Below are 18,732 nucleotides of genomic sequence, written 5' to 3'. Positions count from 1 at the left end.
ACAATTAAATTTCTTGAAGTTTTTTATTCATCAATTTAAACCATAACGGCGGAACTAAAGAAAGTAGCATCATTCCCGGATATCCTGTTGGCATTTGCGGACTCTCAGGCAATGATTTTAAAATCTGATAGTGTTTACTTCCGTTATAATGATGATCTGAATGACGAGACAGATTGAATAATACTAATTTACCAATTACATGGTTAGAATTCCAAGAATGGATATGTTTTACGCGTTCATATCTGCCACGTTCGTTTTGCTTACGGAGCAATCCGTAGTGTTCAATATAATTGATAGTTTCTAATAATACAATACCAATAATTGCTGCTGCTAAAAAAGCAAAAAGCACATTCAATCCAAAGAAAAAATAAATAGCACTTAACAAAATAAAATGACAAATGGTATAAATAATCATTTTGTTTTGTGGATGAAACCAGCTTCTTTCAGAAGTTTTCATGCGTCTGTTTTCCAGTTGCCACGCTTGAATATAGCTCATAATTTGTGAGCGAAACCAAAAAACATACACAGGTTCATTTTTTCTTGCAGTTGCAGCATCGTTTGGAGTAGCTACATTAAAATGATGGCCTGCATTATGATATGGTAAAAAATGAGTTTCTAAAGAAGTCATTAAAAGAATTTCGCCTAAAAGTTCTTCTAATCGATTGTTTCTGTGTCCTAATTCATGACCAACATTAATACCAATAACCCCACACATAATCCCCATAGCAAAAATTCTTCCTGTATAATCAATAAGGCTAAGTCCGCTTTCTTGAATTACAAAAAAGAATCCTATTAAAAAGCCTATTTGTGTAGGTAGAGTTAGGTATAGTATATAGTTGTATAGTTTATTGTTTTTTTCAATTTCTTCTTGTTCTTTGTTAAAATTGGATGCATCAACAGCTAAAAATAAGTCAGAAATAGGAACAACAAAAAAAGTATAGATTAGAGGTATGTATGTCAACCATCCAGTGGAAGTAAAAGAAATATATACTGTAATTGGAATAGTAAAAACTAGTAAATATTTTAGTGCTTTCATTTTTGAGGGTTGAAAGGACTAAATATACAAATTACTTGCATGCTTCCCAAATAGGATCTTGAGGTGTTGGTGCGGTTATTGCTACTTTTTCTTTGCTTACAGGATGAATAAAGCTAATTTTTCTTGCGTGTAGGTGAATGCTTCCATCTTTATTGCTACGCGGAAAACCATATTTTAAATCACCTTTTATAGGAAAACCAATAGAAGAAAGTTGACAGCGGATTTGATGATGACGACCGGTTTCTAAATCAACTTCCAGTAAAGAATAATTATCAAGTTTTTTTAGTAGTTTATAATGTAATATTGATTTTTTGCTCCCATCAATTTCTTTATTGTAAGCAGTAGATTTATTGTTCTTCGGATTTTTCTTCAGGTAATTTAGTAGAGTTTCAGAGGTTTTAGAAGGTGTTCCTTTCACTACTGCCCAATACGTTTTTTGTATAGTTTTATCTCGCAACATTTTGTTGAGTCGCTCTAAAGCTTTAGAGGTACGAGCGTAAATAACAATTCCGGTAGTGGGGCGATCTAATCTGTGTACAGTACCTAAAAAAACATTTCCGGGTTTTTGATATTTGTCTTTGATGTATTCTTTAACCACATCACTCAAAGGTTTGTCTCCAGTTTTATCACCTTGAACAATGTCTCCTGCACGTTTGTTAACGATAATTATATGGTTGTCTTCAAATAAAACCTGAAGATTTTCTTTGGTAGAGTGCATCAAAATTTATTTAAAATCGTCAGCAACGTCTTTATTAACTTGATCTATAAAATCCAAAAATTCATCACGTCCCATACCTGTAGAAGATGAGGTTACGAACGATGTTGGAACTTCTTCCCAAGTATTTAATAATTTCTTTTTATACGAAGTTATTTGCTTATTTAGTTTTGAGCTACCTAATTTATCTGCTTTTGTAAAAACAATACAAAACGGAATTTGATTTTCTCCTAAAAAGCGCATAAACTCAAGGTCAATCTTTTGTGGATCATGACGAGAGTCAATTAAAACAAAAGTGCAAACTAATTGTTCACGTTCTTTAAAATAGTTTTCAATAAAATATTGAAAAATTTGTCGTTTCTTTTTAGAAACTTGTGCGTAGCCATACCCAGGTAAATCAACCAAAAACCATTCATCATTAATTTTAAAATGATTGATTAACTGTGTTTTTCCTGGTTTTCCAGAAGTTTTTGCTAAATCTTTACGCTCCATCAGCATATTTATCAAAGAAGATTTACCAACATTTGAACGTCCAATAAAGGCGTATTCAGGTATTCTGTCTTTTGGAGCTTTTGTAACATTGCTGTTACTCATTACAAATTCAGCACTTTTAATTTTCATGTTTAAATATTACGCTCTTTAAACCAATTTTCTAGTATAGAATTGAACTCAGCAGGATGCTCCATCATGGCTGCATGACCACACTTGTCAATCCAAAATAAATCGCTATCAGGCAAAAGTTTATGAAAATCATCAGCTACCTCTGGCGGAGTAACAGTGTCGTTCTTACCCCATATAATACAAGTTGGTTGTTTCATATTAGGTAAATCTTTAGCCATATTGTGGCGTACAGCACTCTTGGCAATTGCTAGTGTTTTTACTAATGTATTTCTGTCATTAATAACATCGTACACTTGGTCTATAAGTTCATCTGTAGCAATAGCTTTGTCATAAAATACTTCTTGTGTTTTTTTGCGAACAAATTCTTTATCTCCACGTCTTGGGTAGTTGTTACCCATTGAATTTTCATACAATCCAGAGCTTCCAGTTAAAACCAAAGCGGCTACATCTTGCGGATAATGTTTTATGTAGTATAAGGCAATGTGCCCTCCTAAAGAATTCCCTAATAAAACAACTTCTTCCAATTTTTTGTATTCAATAAAATCATGTAAAAAACTAGCAAGATTTTTAACGTTTGTCTTAAGTAATGGAAGGGTGTATAAAGGGAGTTCTGGAATTAAAACTTTGTACCCGTTTTCTGAGAAATGCTTGAAGGTTTCATCAAAATTACTCAATGCTCCCATTAATCCATGTAGTACAATTAATGGCCTGCCTTCACCAGCTTCGGCGTATGTAAACTTTCCTTCTGTTTTTAAAAAATCAGTCATTAGTTAATAATTGGCTCAAACGCAAAAGTAATTCTTTTTTATTAGAAACCAATTTCTTTTAAGGTAGATGGTTTTTAACAACACTAAGTACTTGAACTGTTTGTTTTTACTTCTTGAAGAAGAATTTATTAACAATGTGGTAAAAAGTGGTAAAAAGTGGTAAATATTTTTTATTTTTGACACAAAACTATATAATTTAAGAGTGGTAAACCTAATTGGGACATATGAATGTAAGGCAGATGCTAAAGGTAGATTGATGTTGTCTTCTCCTTTAAAAAAGCAGCTGGACGCAGTGTTGCATGAGGGTTTTGTACTTAAAAGATCTGTTTTTCAGCCTTGTTTAGAGTTGTATCCAATGCAAGAGTGGAATTTGATGATGGCAAAAATCAACAAGTTAAACAGGTTTGTAAAAAAGAATAATGATTTTATCAGACGCTTTACGGCAGGGGTAAAAATGGTTGAAATGGATGCTTCGGGTAGAATTTTAATTCCGAAAGATTTATGTGTGTTTGCTGGAATTGAGAAGCAAATTGTATTGTCTAGCGCGGTGAATATTGTTGAGATTTGGGATAAAGACAAATACGAAAAAGTTATTGAAGATGTTTCTGATTTTGCTGATTTGGCGGAAGAAGTTATGGGAAATTTTGATGTAGATGAATTATCATAAGCCGGTTTTATTAAAAGAAAGTGTTGATGCGCTCAATATAAAAGAGGATGGAGTGTATGTAGATGTAACCTTTGGAGGTGGAGGGCACTCAAGAGAGATTTTAAGTAGGTTGGGAGAAAAAGGAAGGTTGTTTGCTTTTGATCAAGATCCTGATGCGCAGCAAAATAAAATTGATGACGAACGATTTGTGTTGATTGGGGAAAATTTTCGCTATATCTCTAGGTTCTTGCGTTTTTATGGGATAAAAAAAGTGGATGGAATTTTAGCTGATTTAGGAGTTTCATCACATCAGTTTGATGAGGCAGAAAGAGGTTTTTCTACTCGTTTTGATGGTGATTTAGATATGAGAATGAATCAGAAATCAGAATTGTCAGCAAAAAAAATCATCAATAAATATGGTGAAGATGAGTTGGCGGATGTCTTTTATTTGTATGGCGAATTAAGAAATGCTAGAGCTTTAGCAAAAACAATTGTGGATGCTAGGGTGAAAGAAGAGATAAAAACCAGTTTTCAGTTAAAAGAAGTGTTGCAAAGACATTTGCCAAAGGCTAAAGAGCATAAAATATTAGCGCAAATCTATCAGGCAATTAGAATAGAAGTAAATGAAGAGTTGGAGGTGTTGAAAGAGTTTTTGAATCAAGTACCAGAACTGTTAAATGAAAAAGGGAGGTTGAGTGTGATTTCATATCATTCTTTAGAAGATAGATTGGTAAAGAGGTTTGTACAAACAGGTAAGTTTACTGGTGAGGTAGAAAAAGACTTTTATGGTAACACAAACGAGCCGCTTAAAAAAGTTGGGAAATTAATTGTGCCAACTGCGGTTGAAATTAAAGAGAATAATAGAGCTAGAAGCGCTAAATTAAGGATAGCAACGTTGAAGAAATGACAAAATCAGGGGTTTATGATATTTTAAGAGGGAGCTTTCTTACCGATGATTCGGCAATGAAAAATTGGCGGATTATCATTTTTATTGTAGGGCTGTTATTGGTAATGATTTGGAGTGCACATTTAGCGGATGCTAAAGTGGTGAAAATAGCAAAGTTGAATAAGATTAAAAGGGAGTTAAGGGCAGATAATATTGATACCAGTACTAGACTTATGAGGATGAAGTTGGAGAGCTCGGTCAGGTATAAGGTTCAAAAAATAGGGTTGGCGCCCTCAAAAACTCCACCACAAAAAATTAAAGTTAAACTAAAAGAATAATACATTGGCAACAGCAAAAAAAAGCATATTAAACAAACTTTACGTAGTTGCGGTTTTAATGACGCTTTTTTTGGTTGTTATAGCGGTTAAAATTTTTGATTTACAGTATGTAAGTGGAGATAAGTACCGAAAACTAGCCAAAGAAACTACTGTTAAAAACGATACTATTTTTGCACATAGGGGTAATGTGTATGCTTCTGATGGTAATTTGTTAGCAACATCTATGTCTAAATTTACAATAAGAATGGATGTTGTAGCGGTAGATGATAATGTTTTTGAAAAGAATATTGCAGACCTTTCTAAAGAACTTTCTAAGTTATTAGGGAATACGCCTAAATACTATCAAAATAAGCTTCGCGATGCTAAAAAAAGACGAAATCGTTATTTGTTGTTGGCGCGTAATGTTGGCTATAATGATTATGTTAAAATGAAAAGCTTTCCTATTTTCAATTTAGGGGTGTATAGAGGAGGCTTTATAGCCGAACAACGAACAGTTAGGGCGCATCCTATAGGTAAAATTGCTGAAAGAACCATTGGTTATGATGATCATAGAGGTGGGGCTGGAATCGAAGGAGCTTTTACGGATTTTATGGATGGAAAAAACGGTTGGAGATTGAAGCAGAAAATTGCAAAAGGTCAATGGAAACCAATAAATGATGTAAATGAGCAAGAGCCGGAAGATGGGATTGATGTAATTACTACTATTGATGTGAATATTCAGGATATTACACATCATGAATTATTAAAACAATTGGAGCTTTTTGAAGCAGATCATGGTTGTGCTGTGGTAATGGAGACTGAAACAGGAGAAATTAAAGCCATTTCGAATTTAGGGAGAACTTCAAGAGGCAAATATTACGAAAAAAGAAACTATGCTGTTTGGGAAAGTCATGAGCCAGGGTCAACTTTTAAATTGGCAAGTTTGATGGCTGCTTTAGAGGATAAAGTAATCGATACGTCTACAGTGGTTGACACAGAAAAAGGAAGGATTTTTATCAGGGGAAGAAAGGTGGAAGATAGTGAGTATGGTGGTCATGGAAAAATTTCAATGGCACGAGTGTTTGAAGTGTCATCAAATGTTGGAATTGTAAAGGCTATTCAAAAGCATTATGATAAAACTCCTGAAAAATTTATCAAAAGAATAAAAGAGTTTGGATTGGATCAGCAAACCGGAGTAAAAATTAAAGGAGAAGGAAAACCTTTTATTCCAACTCCTGATGCTAAACAATGGAGTCCTATAGCATTAGAATGGATGGCTTGGGGTTACGGGGTGTCATTAACACCGTTACAAACATTGGCCTTTTATAATGCAGTGGCTAATAATGGGGAATTGGTAAAACCGCGTTTTGTTAAAGAGCTTAGAGCTGGAGGTAAGGTGGAAAAAAGTTTTGGGAAAGTAGTTGTAAAAGAAAAAATTGCTTCTCAACAAACAATTGATAAGATGAGAAAAGTAATGGAAAATGTGGTGAAAAGAGGTACTGCAAAAGATATTTATTCACCTAATTTTTCAATGGCAGGAAAAACAGGAACTGCTAAAAAATACATTCCAAGATATAAAAATGATAAAGGAGAATATGAAGGAGGGTATTATTCTAGTCAACAGTATGTAGCGTCGTTTGCAGGTTTTTTTCCGGTAGATGAGCCTAAATATTCATGTATAGTGGTAATTCATAACCCTAAGAAAGAAAAAGGGTATTACGGGTCAACGGTAGCTGCACCAGTTTTTAAAGAAATAGCACAAAAAATCTATACCACAACACCAGTTAATATTCAGTCAATTACAGATTCAACTTCCATAGCAAAACTAAATAAAGATTATGATAATTATTATGGTTTGTTGAGGAAGTATAAAACCATTATGCCAAATGTGCTAGGAATGAGTGGTATGGACGCAGTTTCTTTATTAGAAAACATGGGGTTGAAAGTGAAATTTTCAGGTGTGGGAAAAGTTACTGAGCAATCAGTTAACAAAAGTGAAAGAGTACAAAAAGGAGCAACAATTTATTTAAAACTATCATAATTGAAAAAGTTACGAAACATATTAGTAAACATACCGGTTATTTCTGTATTTGGGGACATAGATGCAGGAATTAACCGGTTAGTTTTCGATAGTAGAGAAGTGTCAACTAATGATGTATTTGTAGCTCAAAGAGGAGTGCATGTTGATGGGCATGCTTACATTGATAAAGCAATTGATGTAGGGGCAGCAGTAATTGTTTGTGAAGAGCTTCCTTCTGTGATTAAAGATGAAGTAATTTATGTGTTGGTAGCAGATGCCAATGTTGCGTTAGCAATGTTGGCATCTAACTACTATGAAAATCCATCATCAAAGTTAAAATTAGTAGGCGTTACAGGTACAAATGGTAAAACAACCATTAGTACATTATTGTATCAATTATTTAAAAAAGCAGGTTATAAAGTTGGACTGTTATCTACAGTGAAGGTAATGGTTGATGATAAAGAATATCCAGCCACTCATACCACGCCAGATTCTGTTGCTATTAATAAGTTTTTAGAAGAAATGGTTGATGCTGGGGTCGAATATTGCTTTATGGAAGTCAGTTCTCACGGAATTCACCAAAAACGTACTGAGGGTTTGCATTTTGTTGGGGGAATATTTACCAACCTGTCTCATGATCATTTAGACTATCATTCAACATTTGCAGAATACAGAGATGTAAAAAAATCATTTTTTGATCAGTTGCCAAAATCAGCATTTGCTCTGATGAATATTGATGATAAAAATGGTTCTGTGATGGCGCAAAACACCAAAGCAACCAAATATTCATACGCCTTAAAAACATTAGCTGATTTTAAAGCAAAAATATTAGAAAAAAGCTTTTCAGGGACATTGGTTGCTATCAATAATACTGAGGTGTGGACTAAGTTAATTGGAGAATTCAATATTTATAATCTTTTAGCAATTTATGGTACTGCGGAATTGTTAGGGTTAGAAAAAATGAAAATTTTGACTTCTATTAGTGAATTGGAGAGTGTAAGCGGTCGTTTTCAATATGTAGTTTCTAAAGAAAGTGTAACTGCAATTGTAGATTATGCTCATACACCAGATGCTTTAAAAAATGTGTTAGAAACAATTAATGATATCCGTACCGGAAATGAAAATGTTATTACGGTAGTAGGTTGTGGTGGAGATAGAGATAAAACCAAAAGACCAAAAATGGCGCATATTGCTTCGCAATTAAGTAATCAAGCCATTTTTACATCAGATAATCCAAGAACAGAAGATCCTCAGTCTATCATTGATGAAATGGAAGATGGGGTTTCTGCTGAAAATTATAAAAAAACATTGTCGGTTTTAGATAGAAGACAAGCTATTAAAACAGCTTGTAAGCTAGCAAATCCTGGAGACATTGTTTTAATTGCGGGAAAAGGACATGAAAATTATCAAGAAATTAACGGAGTTAAACATCATTTTGATGATTTAGAAGAGGTTTCTCTGTGTTTTAATCAACTAAAAAACTAAAAGAATGCTGTACTATTTGTTTCAATATATAGAAAATGAGTTCCATTTAACAGGAGCTAGTGTATTTCAATTTATCACATTTCGTTCAGCGTTGGCGTTTATTTTATCATTATTGATTTCAACAATATATGGTAAAAGAATTATTAACTATTTGCAAAAACAACAAGTAGGAGAGAGTATTCGTGATTTAGGGTTAGAAGGACAAGTGCAAAAAGCTGGAACTCCAACAATGGGAGGAGTCATTATCATTTTAGCAACCTTAATTCCAGTGTTACTATTAGCAAAACTTGAGAATATTTACATCATTATTTTGTTAATTACCACAGTATGGATGGGCTTAATTGGTTTTGCGGATGATTATATCAAAGTATTTAAAAAAGACAAGCAAGGATTAAAAGGAATTTTTAAAGTAGTTGGGCAAGTTGGTTTAGGATTGATTGTGGGGTCAATGTTGTATTTCCATCCAGATGTTGTTATTAAAGAACAATTACCTGTAAAACAACAAATAGTTCAGCAAGATGGAAAGAAAAAAGTGTTTGGAGATGAACATAAATCAACAAAAACGACAGTTCCTTTCTTTAAAAACAATGAATTAGATTATTCAAATGCACTTAGTTTTTTAGGAGATGATTACCAAAAATATGCATGGCTTATTTTTATTCCTATCGTCATTTTTATTGTGACTGCTATTTCAAATGGAGCAAACTTAACAGATGGAATTGACGGATTAGCAGCAGGTTCTTCAGCTATAATGGTAGTGGCGTTAGCGGTTTTTGCATGGGTGTCTGGTAACATCATTTTTGCTGATTATTTAGATGTAATGTATATCCCAAAATCTGGTGAAATGACTGTATTCATTTTGGCTTTTGCAGGAGCGTTAATTGGGTTTTTATGGTACAACACATATCCAGCACAAGTGTTTATGGGGGATACTGGTAGTTTAACTATTGGTGGAATTATAGCAGTTATAGCCATTGCAATTAGAAAGGAATTATTGTTGCCAATTTTAGCAGGAATTTTTGTTGCTGAAAATTTTTCAGTGGTATTACAGGTTGGATATTTCAAGTATACAAAAAAGAAATATGGAGAAGGAAGACGTATATTTAAAATGTCGCCATTACATCACCATTATCAAAAGTTGAATTACCACGAAAGTAAAATAGTTACACGTTTTTGGATTGTGGGTATTCTACTTGCGGTATTTACAATAGTAACGTTGAAGTTAAGATAAATGAAACGATTGGTAATACTTGGCGGAGGAGAGAGTGGAGTTGGTACCGCCATTTTAGGTAAACAAAAAGGATTTGAGGTGTTTGTTTCAGATAAAGGAGCAATTGCCGAAAAGTATAAAAAAGTTCTTGTACATCATAAAATTGATTTTGAAGAAAAACAGCATACAGAAAGTAAAATTTTTAATGCTGATGTGGTGATGAAAAGTCCAGGGATTCCTGATAAAGTTCAGTTAATTCAAGAATTGAAATTGAAAGACATTAAAGTTATTTCAGAAATTGAATTTGCTGCACAATATACAGAGGCAACCATTATTGGTATTACAGGTTCTAACGGTAAAACCACCACGACTATGTTAACACATTATATTTTGAAATCAGCTGGTTTTAATGTGGGAGTTGGAGGAAATATAGGTGATAGTTTCGCACAACAGGTTGCGGAACAAAACTATGACCAATATGTGTTAGAGTTGAGCAGTTTTCAATTAGATGGAATTGAAAAATTTCGTCCGCATATAGCAATCATCACCAACATAACACCTGATCATTTGGATAGGTATGAGTACAAATTTGAAAATTATATCGCTTCAAAATTCAGGATTACACAAAATCAAACTAGAGATGATTTTTTGATCTATGATGCAGATGATGAAGCTATTCAAAACTGGTTGAAGGATCATAAAGTAGAAGCAAAATTAGTTCCGTTTTCAATTGAAAAAGAAGTAGAATACGGAGCATTTTTAAAAGAAGATAAAATTATAACAAGATTAAATTCAGAAGAATATATAATGAGTATTTCACAATTATCATTACAAGGAAAACACAATACTAAAAACGCAATGGCGTCTATGTTAGCCTCTAAATTATTAAAGGTTAGAAATCAAACATTGGCAGAAAGTTTAGAAGATTTTGAAGGAGCTGAGCATCGTTTGGAAAAAGTGTCAAAAGTTAATGGTGTACAATATATAAATGATAGTAAAGCAACTAATGTTAATGCTACTTTTTATGCCTTAGAATGTATGGATACCCCAACTGTTTGGATTGTAGGTGGAGTGGATAAAGGAAATGATTATACAGATTTGATGCCATTGGTTAGAGAAAAGGTAAAGGCTATTGTTTGTTTAGGTTTAGACAACCAAAAAATCATGGATACTTTCCAAAATGTAGTGGATGTTATTGTGGAAACAGCAGGAGCTGAAGAGGCGGTTAAAGTAGCACATAAAATAGCAAAAAAAGGAGATACAGTGTTATTGTCGCCTGGGTGTGCAAGTTTTGATTTGTTTGAAAATTATGAGGATAGAGGAAATAAATTTAAAGAAGCGGTAAGAAATATTTAATTTTTTAAAGTAGATGAAAAGCATTTTTCAACATATAAAAGGAGATAGAGCTATTTGGGCTATTGTAGCTATTTTAGCAATATTCTCATTTATGCCTGTGTACAGCGCAAGTACAAACTTGGTGTATGTGGTGGGAAATGGATCTACTTTTGGGCACTTAATAAAACACATTGTTCTGTTAATTTTTGGTTTTGCAATTATTTACGGAACACATAAAATTCCGTATAGATATTTTAGTGGAGGATCGGTATTAATGATTCCTGTGGTAATTGTACTTTTGTTGTTCACCTTAGCTCAAGGAACAATTATTGGAGGGGCAAATGCCAGCAGATGGATTAAAATACCCTTTGTAGGAGTTGGTTTTCAAACATCTACTTTAGCAGGATTAGTACTTATGGCATACGTGTCAAGATATCTGGCTAAAAACAAAGAGAAAAAAATAGAGTTTAAAGAAAGCTTAATAAATCTTTGGTTGCCTGTAGGGCTTATTCTTATTCTCATTTTACCAGCAAACTTTTCAACTACCGCTATCATCTTTAGTATGGTGCTAATGTTAGCTTTTATTGGTGGATATCCATTAAAATACATCGGATACATTTTAGGAATGGGTTTATTTGGACTCATGTTTTTTGTATTGGTAGCAAAAGCATTTCCAGGGGCAATGCCTAACCGTGTAAATACATGGCAGAGTAGAATTGAAAGCTTTTGGAAAGGAGATGCGCAAGAAGATTATCAGGTTGAAAAAGCAAAAATAGCTATTGCTACAGGAGGTGTAACAGGTAAAGGTCCGGGAAAAAGTGTACAAAAGAACTTTTTACCACAATCTTCATCCGATTTTATTTATGCAATTATTGTGGAGGAATATGGTCTTGCAGGAGCATCAATAGTTATATTCATCTATTTTTTATTGATGTTCAGAATACTAATAGCAGCAAGAAAAGCAACCACCATTTTTGCAACACTATTAGTTATTGGTGTGGGCTTTCCTATCATTTTTCAAGCAATAATCAATATGGCGGTAGCGGTAAATTTATTTCCTGTAACAGGGCAAACGTTACCTTTAATAAGTAGTGGAGGTACCTCTATATGGATGACTTGTTTTGCACTGGGAATGATTTTAAGTGTAAGCGCGTCGAAAAACGAAACAGAAGAAACTATAATGGATGATAATCCTTTAGATATTTTACATGAAACAATCGATTAATGTCATAATTAGCGGTGGAGGAACCGGAGGACATATTTATCCGGCCATAGCAATAGCTAACGAAATAAAGTTGCGCTATCCTGAGGCTAATATCTTATTTGTGGGTGCTAAAGATAAAATGGAAATGGAAAAAGTACCACAAGCAGGATATGATATTAAAGGGGTATGGATATCTGGAATTCAGCGTAAAATAACAGTTGGTAATTTAATGTTTCCGTTCAAGTTGTTAAGTAGCCTGTGGAAAGCAAATAAAATTATAAATAAGTTCAAGCCAGATATTGCTATAGGCACCGGTGGTTTTGCAAGCGGACCTACTTTGTACGTAGCAAACGCTAAAGGAATTCCTACAGTTATACAAGAGCAAAACTCATTTCCGGGAATAACCAATAAATTATTGGCTAAAAAAGCAAAAGCAATTTGTGTTGCCTATGATAATTTAGAGCGCTTTTTTCCGGAGGATAAAATTATAAAAACAGGAAATCCTGTGCGTCAAGATTTGTTGTTTATTCACTCTAAAATAGAGGAAGCTAAAGAGTTTTTTAAGTTAGATGAAAGTAAAAAAACAGTATTAGTTATAGGGGGAAGTTTAGGAGCAAGACGTGTAAATCAATTGGTAGAAATGCAATTAGATTTCTTTAAAAAACAAAATATACAACTGATTTGGCAATGTGGTAAGTTGTATTATGATGAATATAAAAAGTATGATGAAAGAGAAGGTGTTCAACTGTATCCTTTCATTCAGCGAATGGATTTAGCGTATGCAGGTTCAGATTTTATTATTTCTCGTGCTGGTGCAAGTTCGGTATCAGAATTATGTATTGTAGGAAAACCAACAATTTTTATTCCGTCGCCAAATGTGGCAGAAGATCATCAAACAAAAAATGCAAAATCTATTGTAGATAAGCATGCTGCAATTATGGTAAAAGAATCTGAATTAGAGTCGTTTCCAATTGTATTTGAAACATTGTTAAAAGATAAAGGCAAACAAGAAAGTTTGTCAGAAAATATAAATGCATTGGCGTTACCAAATGCAACAAACAATATAGTTAACGAAATAGAAAAGTTACTTAATTAGTGAAGCTTAGTAGTATACATAACGTTTATTTTGTGGGTATTGGAGGTATTGGTATGAGTGCCTTGGCGCAGTACTTTGCCAAAAATGGTAAAAAAGTGGCAGGGTATGATAAAACTCCTACACCCATTACGAACGCATTGAAACAATCCAATATTGAAGTTCATTTTAAAGATGAAGTAAAAAATATTCCTATTTCATTTTTAAATGAAGAGCAAACGTTGGTGGTGTATACTCCAGCAATACCTAAAGATCATTTACAGTTAAACTATTTTCAACAAAATGGTTTTACAGTGATGAAAAGAGCTGAGGTTTTAGGGAAAATAACTGAGAATACTTTTTGTTTAGCTGTGGCAGGAACTCACGGAAAAACAACCACTTCTTCTATTTTAGGACACATAATGCAACCGTCAAAAGCAACCGCTTTTTTAGGTGGAATAGCTGAAAATTATAATTCAAACCTGATTTTAGGTGAAGATAAGATATCGGTGGTAGAAGCTGATGAGTTTGATAGATCGTTCTTGCAATTATCACCAAACATTGCTTGCGTAACTTCCATGGATGCTGATCATTTAGATATTTATGGTGAACATGAAATGTTGTTGCAATCGTTTAGGGATTTTGCAGGTAAAGTGTCAGATACGTTAATTGTTGCCAAAGGGTTGCCTTTGGAAGGATTAACTTATGCGGTTAATGAAAATGCCGATTATAAGGCATTTAACGTGAAAATAGTTGATGGAGCTTACATTTTTGATGTGCAAACACCCACAGAAATTATAGAGAATATAGAATTCCGGTTACCAGGAAAACATAATATGATGAATGCTTTAGCAGCATTAGCCATGGCAGATGTTTATGGAGTATCATCACAACAAATAAAGGAACAACTATCAAGTTTTGATGGAGTGCAAAGAAGATTTTCATATAAATTAAAATCTGAAGATGTAGTGTTGATTGATGATTATGCGCATCATCCAACAGAAATTGCAGCTGTTGAAAATTCAGTCAGAGAAATGTATCCAAATGACAAGGTAGTAGCAGTTTTTCAACCACATTTATTTAGTAGAACTAGAGATTTTGCTGAGGATTTTGCTGCTGCACTTTCAAAATTTGATGAAATTATTTTGTTAAACATCTATCCAGCCAGAGAATTACCTATCCAAGGAATAACTTCTGAATGGTTGTTAGATAAAATTGAGAATCCAAATAAAAAGTTATCAACCAAACAAAATTTGATAAAAAATATACAACTCTCTAATTCAAAAGTAGTTGTAATGATTGGAGCCGGAGATATCGGTTTGTTAGTAGACGATGTAAAAAAAGCATTAGAAAAAAGAAGTTAAAAAGAGTATGAAAAAAGTTACAACATACTTATTTTTGCCGCCCTTAATTGGGTTGTTACTGTTTGTGTATGGATTTTCTTTAGATAGAAATCAGCATAAAAAAGTAAAAAATATTGAAGTAGAATTTGACGCAGGTACAAATTCATTTTTAACGCATGAATCGGTTAATAAGTTGTTAATACAAAATGAAACAACAGTTAAAAATCAGCCGAAAAGTGTTATAGATTTATACAGTCTAGAAAATAGCGTGTTATCTAATCCTTATGTTGAAAAAGCAACCGTTTTTTTAACACCCGACGGATTATTAAAAACACAAATAAAACAGCGCGAGCCAATAGCTCGAATTGTTGATGTAAAAGAAGATTTTTATGTTGACAAGCAAGGGGGAAAAATGCCATTATCAATAAATTTTTCGGCAAGAGTGCCTTTGGTTTCTGGCGTTAAATCATCAGAAGAAATTAGAGAATTAACCCAATTGGCTAAGGTTATTTCTGAAGATGATTTTTTGCATAAAGAAGTTGTGGGTATACATAAAACAACCTTTAACGAGTACGTTTTTAATGTGAGGAGTGGTGATTTTGTAATTGACTTTGGAAAATTTGATCATGTTGATGTAAAAATTAAAAAACTTAAAGCATTTTATAACAAAGCGTTGTCAGACAATACAATTAAAGAGTATAAAAAAATTAATGTAAAATATCACAACCAAGTGGTGTGCACAAAACAACAATAGGATGGAAAACAATAAAATAGCAGTTGGTTTAGACATTGGTACCACCAAAATTGTTGCCATGATTGGTCGCAAAAATGAATACGGAAAAATTGAAGTTCTAGGTATTGGTAAAGCGAAAAGTTTAGGTGTTAAACGAGGTGTGGTAAATAACATAACTCAAACAATTCAGTCTATTCAGCAAGCAGTTGACGAGGCAGAAAGTGTTTCGGGACAGAAAATTGACGATGTAGTTGTGGGTATTGCAGGTCAGCATATAAGAAGCTTGCATCATAGCGATTATATTACACGTCCGAATGCAGATGAAGTAATTACGGAGAGTGATATTGAAGAGTTGGTAAACCAAGTTCATAAACTGGTAATGTTACCTGGTGAAGAAATTATTCATGTATTACCGCAAGAATTCAAGGTAGATAGTCAACCAGATATTAAAGAGCCAGTAGGTATGTACGGTGGCAGGTTAGAAGCTAATTTTCATGTGGTAGTTGGTCAAGTTTCTTCTATCAGAAACATTGGTAGATGTGTTAAGAGTGCTGGTTTAGATCTTTCAGATATTACTCTAGAACCACTGGCATCTGCATCCGCAGTATTAAGCCAAGAAGAAAAAGAAGCAGGTGTAGCTTTGATTGATATAGGTGGAGGTACAACGGATTTAGCAATTTTTAAAGACGGAATCATTCGTCATACAGCGGTTATCCCTTTTGGAGGAAATGTAATTACTGAAGATATTAAAGAAGGATGCTCAATTATTGAGAAACAAGCGGAATTACTTAAAATTAAGTTTGGTTCTGCGTGGCCTGGTGAAAATAAAGATACTGAGATAGTTTCTATACCTGGACTAAGAGGTAGAGAACCAAAAGAAATTACGCTTAAAAATCTTTCAAAAATAATACATGCACGAGTACAAGAGATTATTGAGCATGTGTATTTAGAGATTAAAAATTACGGTCACGAAACCCAAAAAGGAAAACTAATTGCAGGAATTGTATTAACAGGAGGAGGATCTCAGTTAAAACATTTACGTCAGTTAGTAGAATATATCACAGGTATGGATACTCGTATTGGTTACCCAAACGAGCATTTAGCTGGTGATAGTGATGATAATTTGTCAAGTCCGGCATATGCAACGGCAGTTGGGTTATTAATGGAAGGCTTAAAAAGGCAGGATAAATATATTGAAGAGCCTGTTTTTGTGCCTAAGCAAACACAAACCTCTTTTGAAGATGAATATTTTGAAGATGATGAAGAAGAAATAGCTGAGAATGTAGCTAAAAAAGAGGTATATAAACCTAGAAGGAAAGACAAATCATTTTTTGAAAAGTTTACAGAACGGTTCAAGGAATTTTTAGATAACGCAGAATAAAGAAAAGAAAGTGTCCAAAAGTTAAATCCCCATTATACAAAGGACAAACCATAAAAAAGATTAAAACTTAAAAAAGAAAGTTATTATGAGCGCAGAATTTGATAACATTTCATTTGATTTACCAAAAACACAATCCAATGCGATTAAAGTTATTGGTGTTGGTGGGGGTGGTAGTAATGCAGTAAACCACATGTATAGCAAACAAATTCACGGAGTAGATTTTGTTATTTGCAATACAGATGCACAAGCATTAGAAAACAGTCCAATCCCTAATAAAATTCAATTAGGAGCACATTTAACCTCTGGGTTGGGTGCTGGAGCAAATCCAGAAATAGGAGCGCAAGCAGCAGCAGAGAGTATTCAAGAAATTCAACAAATGCTGAATACACATACCAAAATGGTTTTTATAACTGCAGGTATGGGCGGTGGTACTGGTACAGGTGCGGCACCTATTATTGCTAAAATTGCTAAAGATATGGATATATTAACGGTAGGAATCGTTACTATGCCATTTCAGTTTGAAGGAAGAATGCGCTCAAAACAAGCTCAAAAAGGAATTGATGAATTACGTAAAAATGTAGATTCTTTAATTGTAATTAATAATAATAAATTACGAGAAGTTTACGGAAACTTAGGTTTTAAAGCAGGTTTTTCAAAAGCAGATGAGGTTTTAGCAACAGCGGCTAAAGGAATTGCAGAAGTAATTACACATCACTATAAACAAAACATTGATTTACATGATGCTAAAACAGTATTGTCTAATAGTGGTACAGCTATTATGGGGTCTGCAAAAGAAACAGGAGCCAATAGAGCAAAAAATGCTATTGTTAAAGCATTAGATTCTCCGTTATTAAACGATAATAAAATTACTGGAGCCAAAAATGTGTTGTTATTAATTGTATCTGGAGGCAATGAGGTAACCCTTGATGAAATAGGTGAAATTAATGATTATATTCAAACAGAAGCAGGGTTTGATGCTAACATCATTATGGGTATTGGTGAAGATGAAGCTTTAGAAGACGGAATAGCAGTAACAGTAGTTGCTACAGGTTTTGCACCCGACCAGCAATCAACAATTACAAATACAGAGGTGAAAAAAATTGTTCATACTTTAGAAGATGAACAAAAAGCAACGTATAATTTTGATACTACTCCATTAACTACAGCCAAAATAGTTGATGAACCTATAGCTACAAATAAAAAAGTAGTGCATGTTTTAGATGTAGAAGAGGAAACAAAACCTAAACAAGACCTCATAAAAACTACTGAAGCAATAAGAAATATTAATGTAACTTTTGAAGAGGTTGATATTCATAATGTATCGGAAGAGGATTTTGTTATCACAAACATAACACAAGTTGTTGAAGAGGAAAAGATTGAAGCTCCAATTCAGCAAGATCTATTATTTGACTTACCATTAAATTCTTATGAAGAAATAAAACCAAATAGCAATTTAATAGATACAACAGATGATATAAAAGATATTGAAGTAAAAGCAGAAGAAGTTGTAGTACAAAAATATGAAAAACGTTATGTGTTAGACGATTTTGATGTACAGCCTACTATAGGAAAAAGCTCAACACCATCCATAACTAAAGAAGTTGAAGAAGAATTACAATTTGAGGTCAAAACTAAAACAATAGACGATTCTTCTAATATTGAGAATGGTCAAGAAGCATCACCATTAAGTTTAACAATTTCTGAGTTACAAAAAAGAGCACAAGAAAGACGTGAAAAAATGAAAGGATTCAACTATAAATTTACCGATCAGGTAAGTAAAAATATTGATGAAATTGAGCGTCAGCCAGCATATAAACGTTTAGGTGTAGATTTAGATGTTAACAGTAAAATTAGCGAAGCAAAGACTGCTTTGAATAACAATGAGGAGGATATCCAATTGCGATCAAACAATTCTTTTCTTCATGACAATGTCGACTAATTTTAATACATTCATTCATGGT

The 18,732-nt window shown here is 33.4% G+C and carries 17 protein-coding genes; 13 read left to right on the top strand and 4 right to left on the bottom strand.

Annotation, left to right across the window (positions count from 1 at the left end):
• Positions 1 to 4: 4 nt before the first annotated feature.
• Genes SLH33_RS08015 through SLH33_RS08000 form a run of 4 tightly spaced genes read right to left on the bottom strand, consistent with a single transcriptional unit; the run spans position 5 to position 3,139 of the window.
• Positions 5 to 1,036, bottom strand: a complete 1,032-nt coding sequence (locus tag SLH33_RS08015) for an alkane 1-monooxygenase (RefSeq protein WP_320418566.1) — start codon at positions 1,034 to 1,036, stop codon at positions 5 to 7.
• 31 nt (positions 1,037 to 1,067) lie between these two features.
• Positions 1,068 to 1,754, bottom strand: coding sequence for an RluA family pseudouridine synthase (locus tag SLH33_RS08010; protein ID WP_320418565.1), 687 nt, complete (start codon positions 1,752 to 1,754; stop codon positions 1,068 to 1,070).
• A 6-nt stretch (positions 1,755 to 1,760) separates the two neighbouring features.
• Positions 1,761 to 2,372, bottom strand: a complete 612-nt coding sequence (gene yihA, locus SLH33_RS08005; protein WP_320418564.1) for a ribosome biogenesis GTP-binding protein YihA/YsxC — start codon at positions 2,370 to 2,372, stop codon at positions 1,761 to 1,763.
• Between the two features lie 2 nt (positions 2,373 to 2,374).
• Entirely contained in the window at positions 2,375 to 3,139 is a 765-nt protein-coding gene (locus SLH33_RS08000; protein ID WP_320418563.1) for an alpha/beta hydrolase, read from the bottom strand.
• 202 nt (positions 3,140 to 3,341) lie between these two features.
• Here SLH33_RS08000 and mraZ point away from each other — a divergent pair, with 202 nt between their 5' ends.
• The 13 genes from mraZ (at position 3,342) to ftsZ (ending at position 18,710) form a co-directional block, all read left to right on the top strand.
• Positions 3,342 to 3,806 (top strand): division/cell wall cluster transcriptional repressor MraZ, encoded by a 465-nt coding sequence (gene mraZ / locus SLH33_RS07995; RefSeq protein WP_320418562.1) that lies wholly within the window; start codon positions 3,342 to 3,344, stop codon positions 3,804 to 3,806.
• Complete coding sequence (gene rsmH / locus SLH33_RS07990) at positions 3,793 to 4,692, top strand: 16S rRNA (cytosine(1402)-N(4))-methyltransferase RsmH (protein WP_320418561.1); 900 nt, start codon at positions 3,793 to 3,795, stop codon at positions 4,690 to 4,692. Before mraZ ends, rsmH begins: the two co-directional genes overlap by 14 nt.
• Positions 4,689 to 5,009, top strand: a complete 321-nt coding sequence (locus SLH33_RS07985) for an FtsL-like putative cell division protein (protein ID WP_320418560.1) — start codon at positions 4,689 to 4,691, stop codon at positions 5,007 to 5,009. The genes rsmH and SLH33_RS07985 overlap by 4 nt, the downstream gene beginning before the upstream one ends.
• Positions 5,010 to 5,067: 58 nt before the next feature.
• A complete protein-coding gene (locus SLH33_RS07980) occupies positions 5,068 to 7,029 on the top strand; it encodes a penicillin-binding protein (RefSeq protein ID WP_320418828.1) in 1,962 nt (653 codons plus the stop codon).
• The gene (locus tag SLH33_RS07975; protein ID WP_320418559.1) at positions 7,030 to 8,493 is read left to right on the top strand and encodes a UDP-N-acetylmuramoyl-L-alanyl-D-glutamate--2,6-diaminopimelate ligase; all 1,464 of its coding nucleotides are present in this window, start codon (positions 7,030 to 7,032) and stop codon (positions 8,491 to 8,493) included.
• A gap of 4 nt (positions 8,494 to 8,497) precedes the next feature.
• Complete coding sequence (gene mraY, locus SLH33_RS07970; RefSeq protein ID WP_320418558.1) at positions 8,498 to 9,724, top strand: phospho-N-acetylmuramoyl-pentapeptide-transferase; 1,227 nt, start codon at positions 8,498 to 8,500, stop codon at positions 9,722 to 9,724.
• Positions 9,725 to 11,059: a UDP-N-acetylmuramoyl-L-alanine--D-glutamate ligase gene (gene murD / locus SLH33_RS07965; RefSeq protein WP_320418557.1), complete on the top strand. Its 1,335-nt coding sequence runs from the start codon at positions 9,725 to 9,727 to the stop codon at positions 11,057 to 11,059.
• A gap of 13 nt (positions 11,060 to 11,072) precedes the next feature.
• Positions 11,073 to 12,263: an FtsW/RodA/SpoVE family cell cycle protein gene (locus SLH33_RS07960; RefSeq protein WP_320418556.1), complete on the top strand. Its 1,191-nt coding sequence runs from the start codon at positions 11,073 to 11,075 to the stop codon at positions 12,261 to 12,263.
• The gene (gene murG, locus SLH33_RS07955; protein WP_320418555.1) at positions 12,247 to 13,338 is read left to right on the top strand and encodes an undecaprenyldiphospho-muramoylpentapeptide beta-N-acetylglucosaminyltransferase; all 1,092 of its coding nucleotides are present in this window, start codon (positions 12,247 to 12,249) and stop codon (positions 13,336 to 13,338) included. Before SLH33_RS07960 ends, murG begins: the two co-directional genes overlap by 17 nt.
• Complete coding sequence (murC, locus tag SLH33_RS07950) at positions 13,338 to 14,678, top strand: UDP-N-acetylmuramate--L-alanine ligase (protein ID WP_320418554.1); 1,341 nt, start codon at positions 13,338 to 13,340, stop codon at positions 14,676 to 14,678. Before murG ends, murC begins: the two co-directional genes overlap by 1 nt.
• A gap of 7 nt (positions 14,679 to 14,685) precedes the next feature.
• Positions 14,686 to 15,411 (top strand): cell division protein FtsQ, encoded by a 726-nt coding sequence (locus SLH33_RS07945; RefSeq protein WP_320418553.1) that lies wholly within the window; start codon positions 14,686 to 14,688, stop codon positions 15,409 to 15,411.
• Position 15,412: 1 nt separating this feature from the next.
• Entirely contained in the window at positions 15,413 to 16,771 is a 1,359-nt protein-coding gene (gene ftsA, locus SLH33_RS07940; RefSeq protein WP_320418552.1) for a cell division protein FtsA, read from the top strand.
• Between the two features lie 85 nt (positions 16,772 to 16,856).
• Positions 16,857 to 18,710, top strand: a complete 1,854-nt coding sequence (ftsZ, locus tag SLH33_RS07935) for a cell division protein FtsZ (protein ID WP_320418551.1) — start codon at positions 16,857 to 16,859, stop codon at positions 18,708 to 18,710.
• The last annotated feature ends 22 nt before the right edge of the window (positions 18,711 to 18,732 follow it).

The sequence above is a fragment of the Tenacibaculum sp. IB213877 genome, from assembly GCF_034043975.1.
Classification (GTDB): domain Bacteria; phylum Bacteroidota; class Bacteroidia; order Flavobacteriales; family Flavobacteriaceae; genus Polaribacter.
The sequence above is the reverse complement of the archived record's forward strand: the minus strand, read 5'-3'. Positions and strand labels throughout refer to the sequence as shown.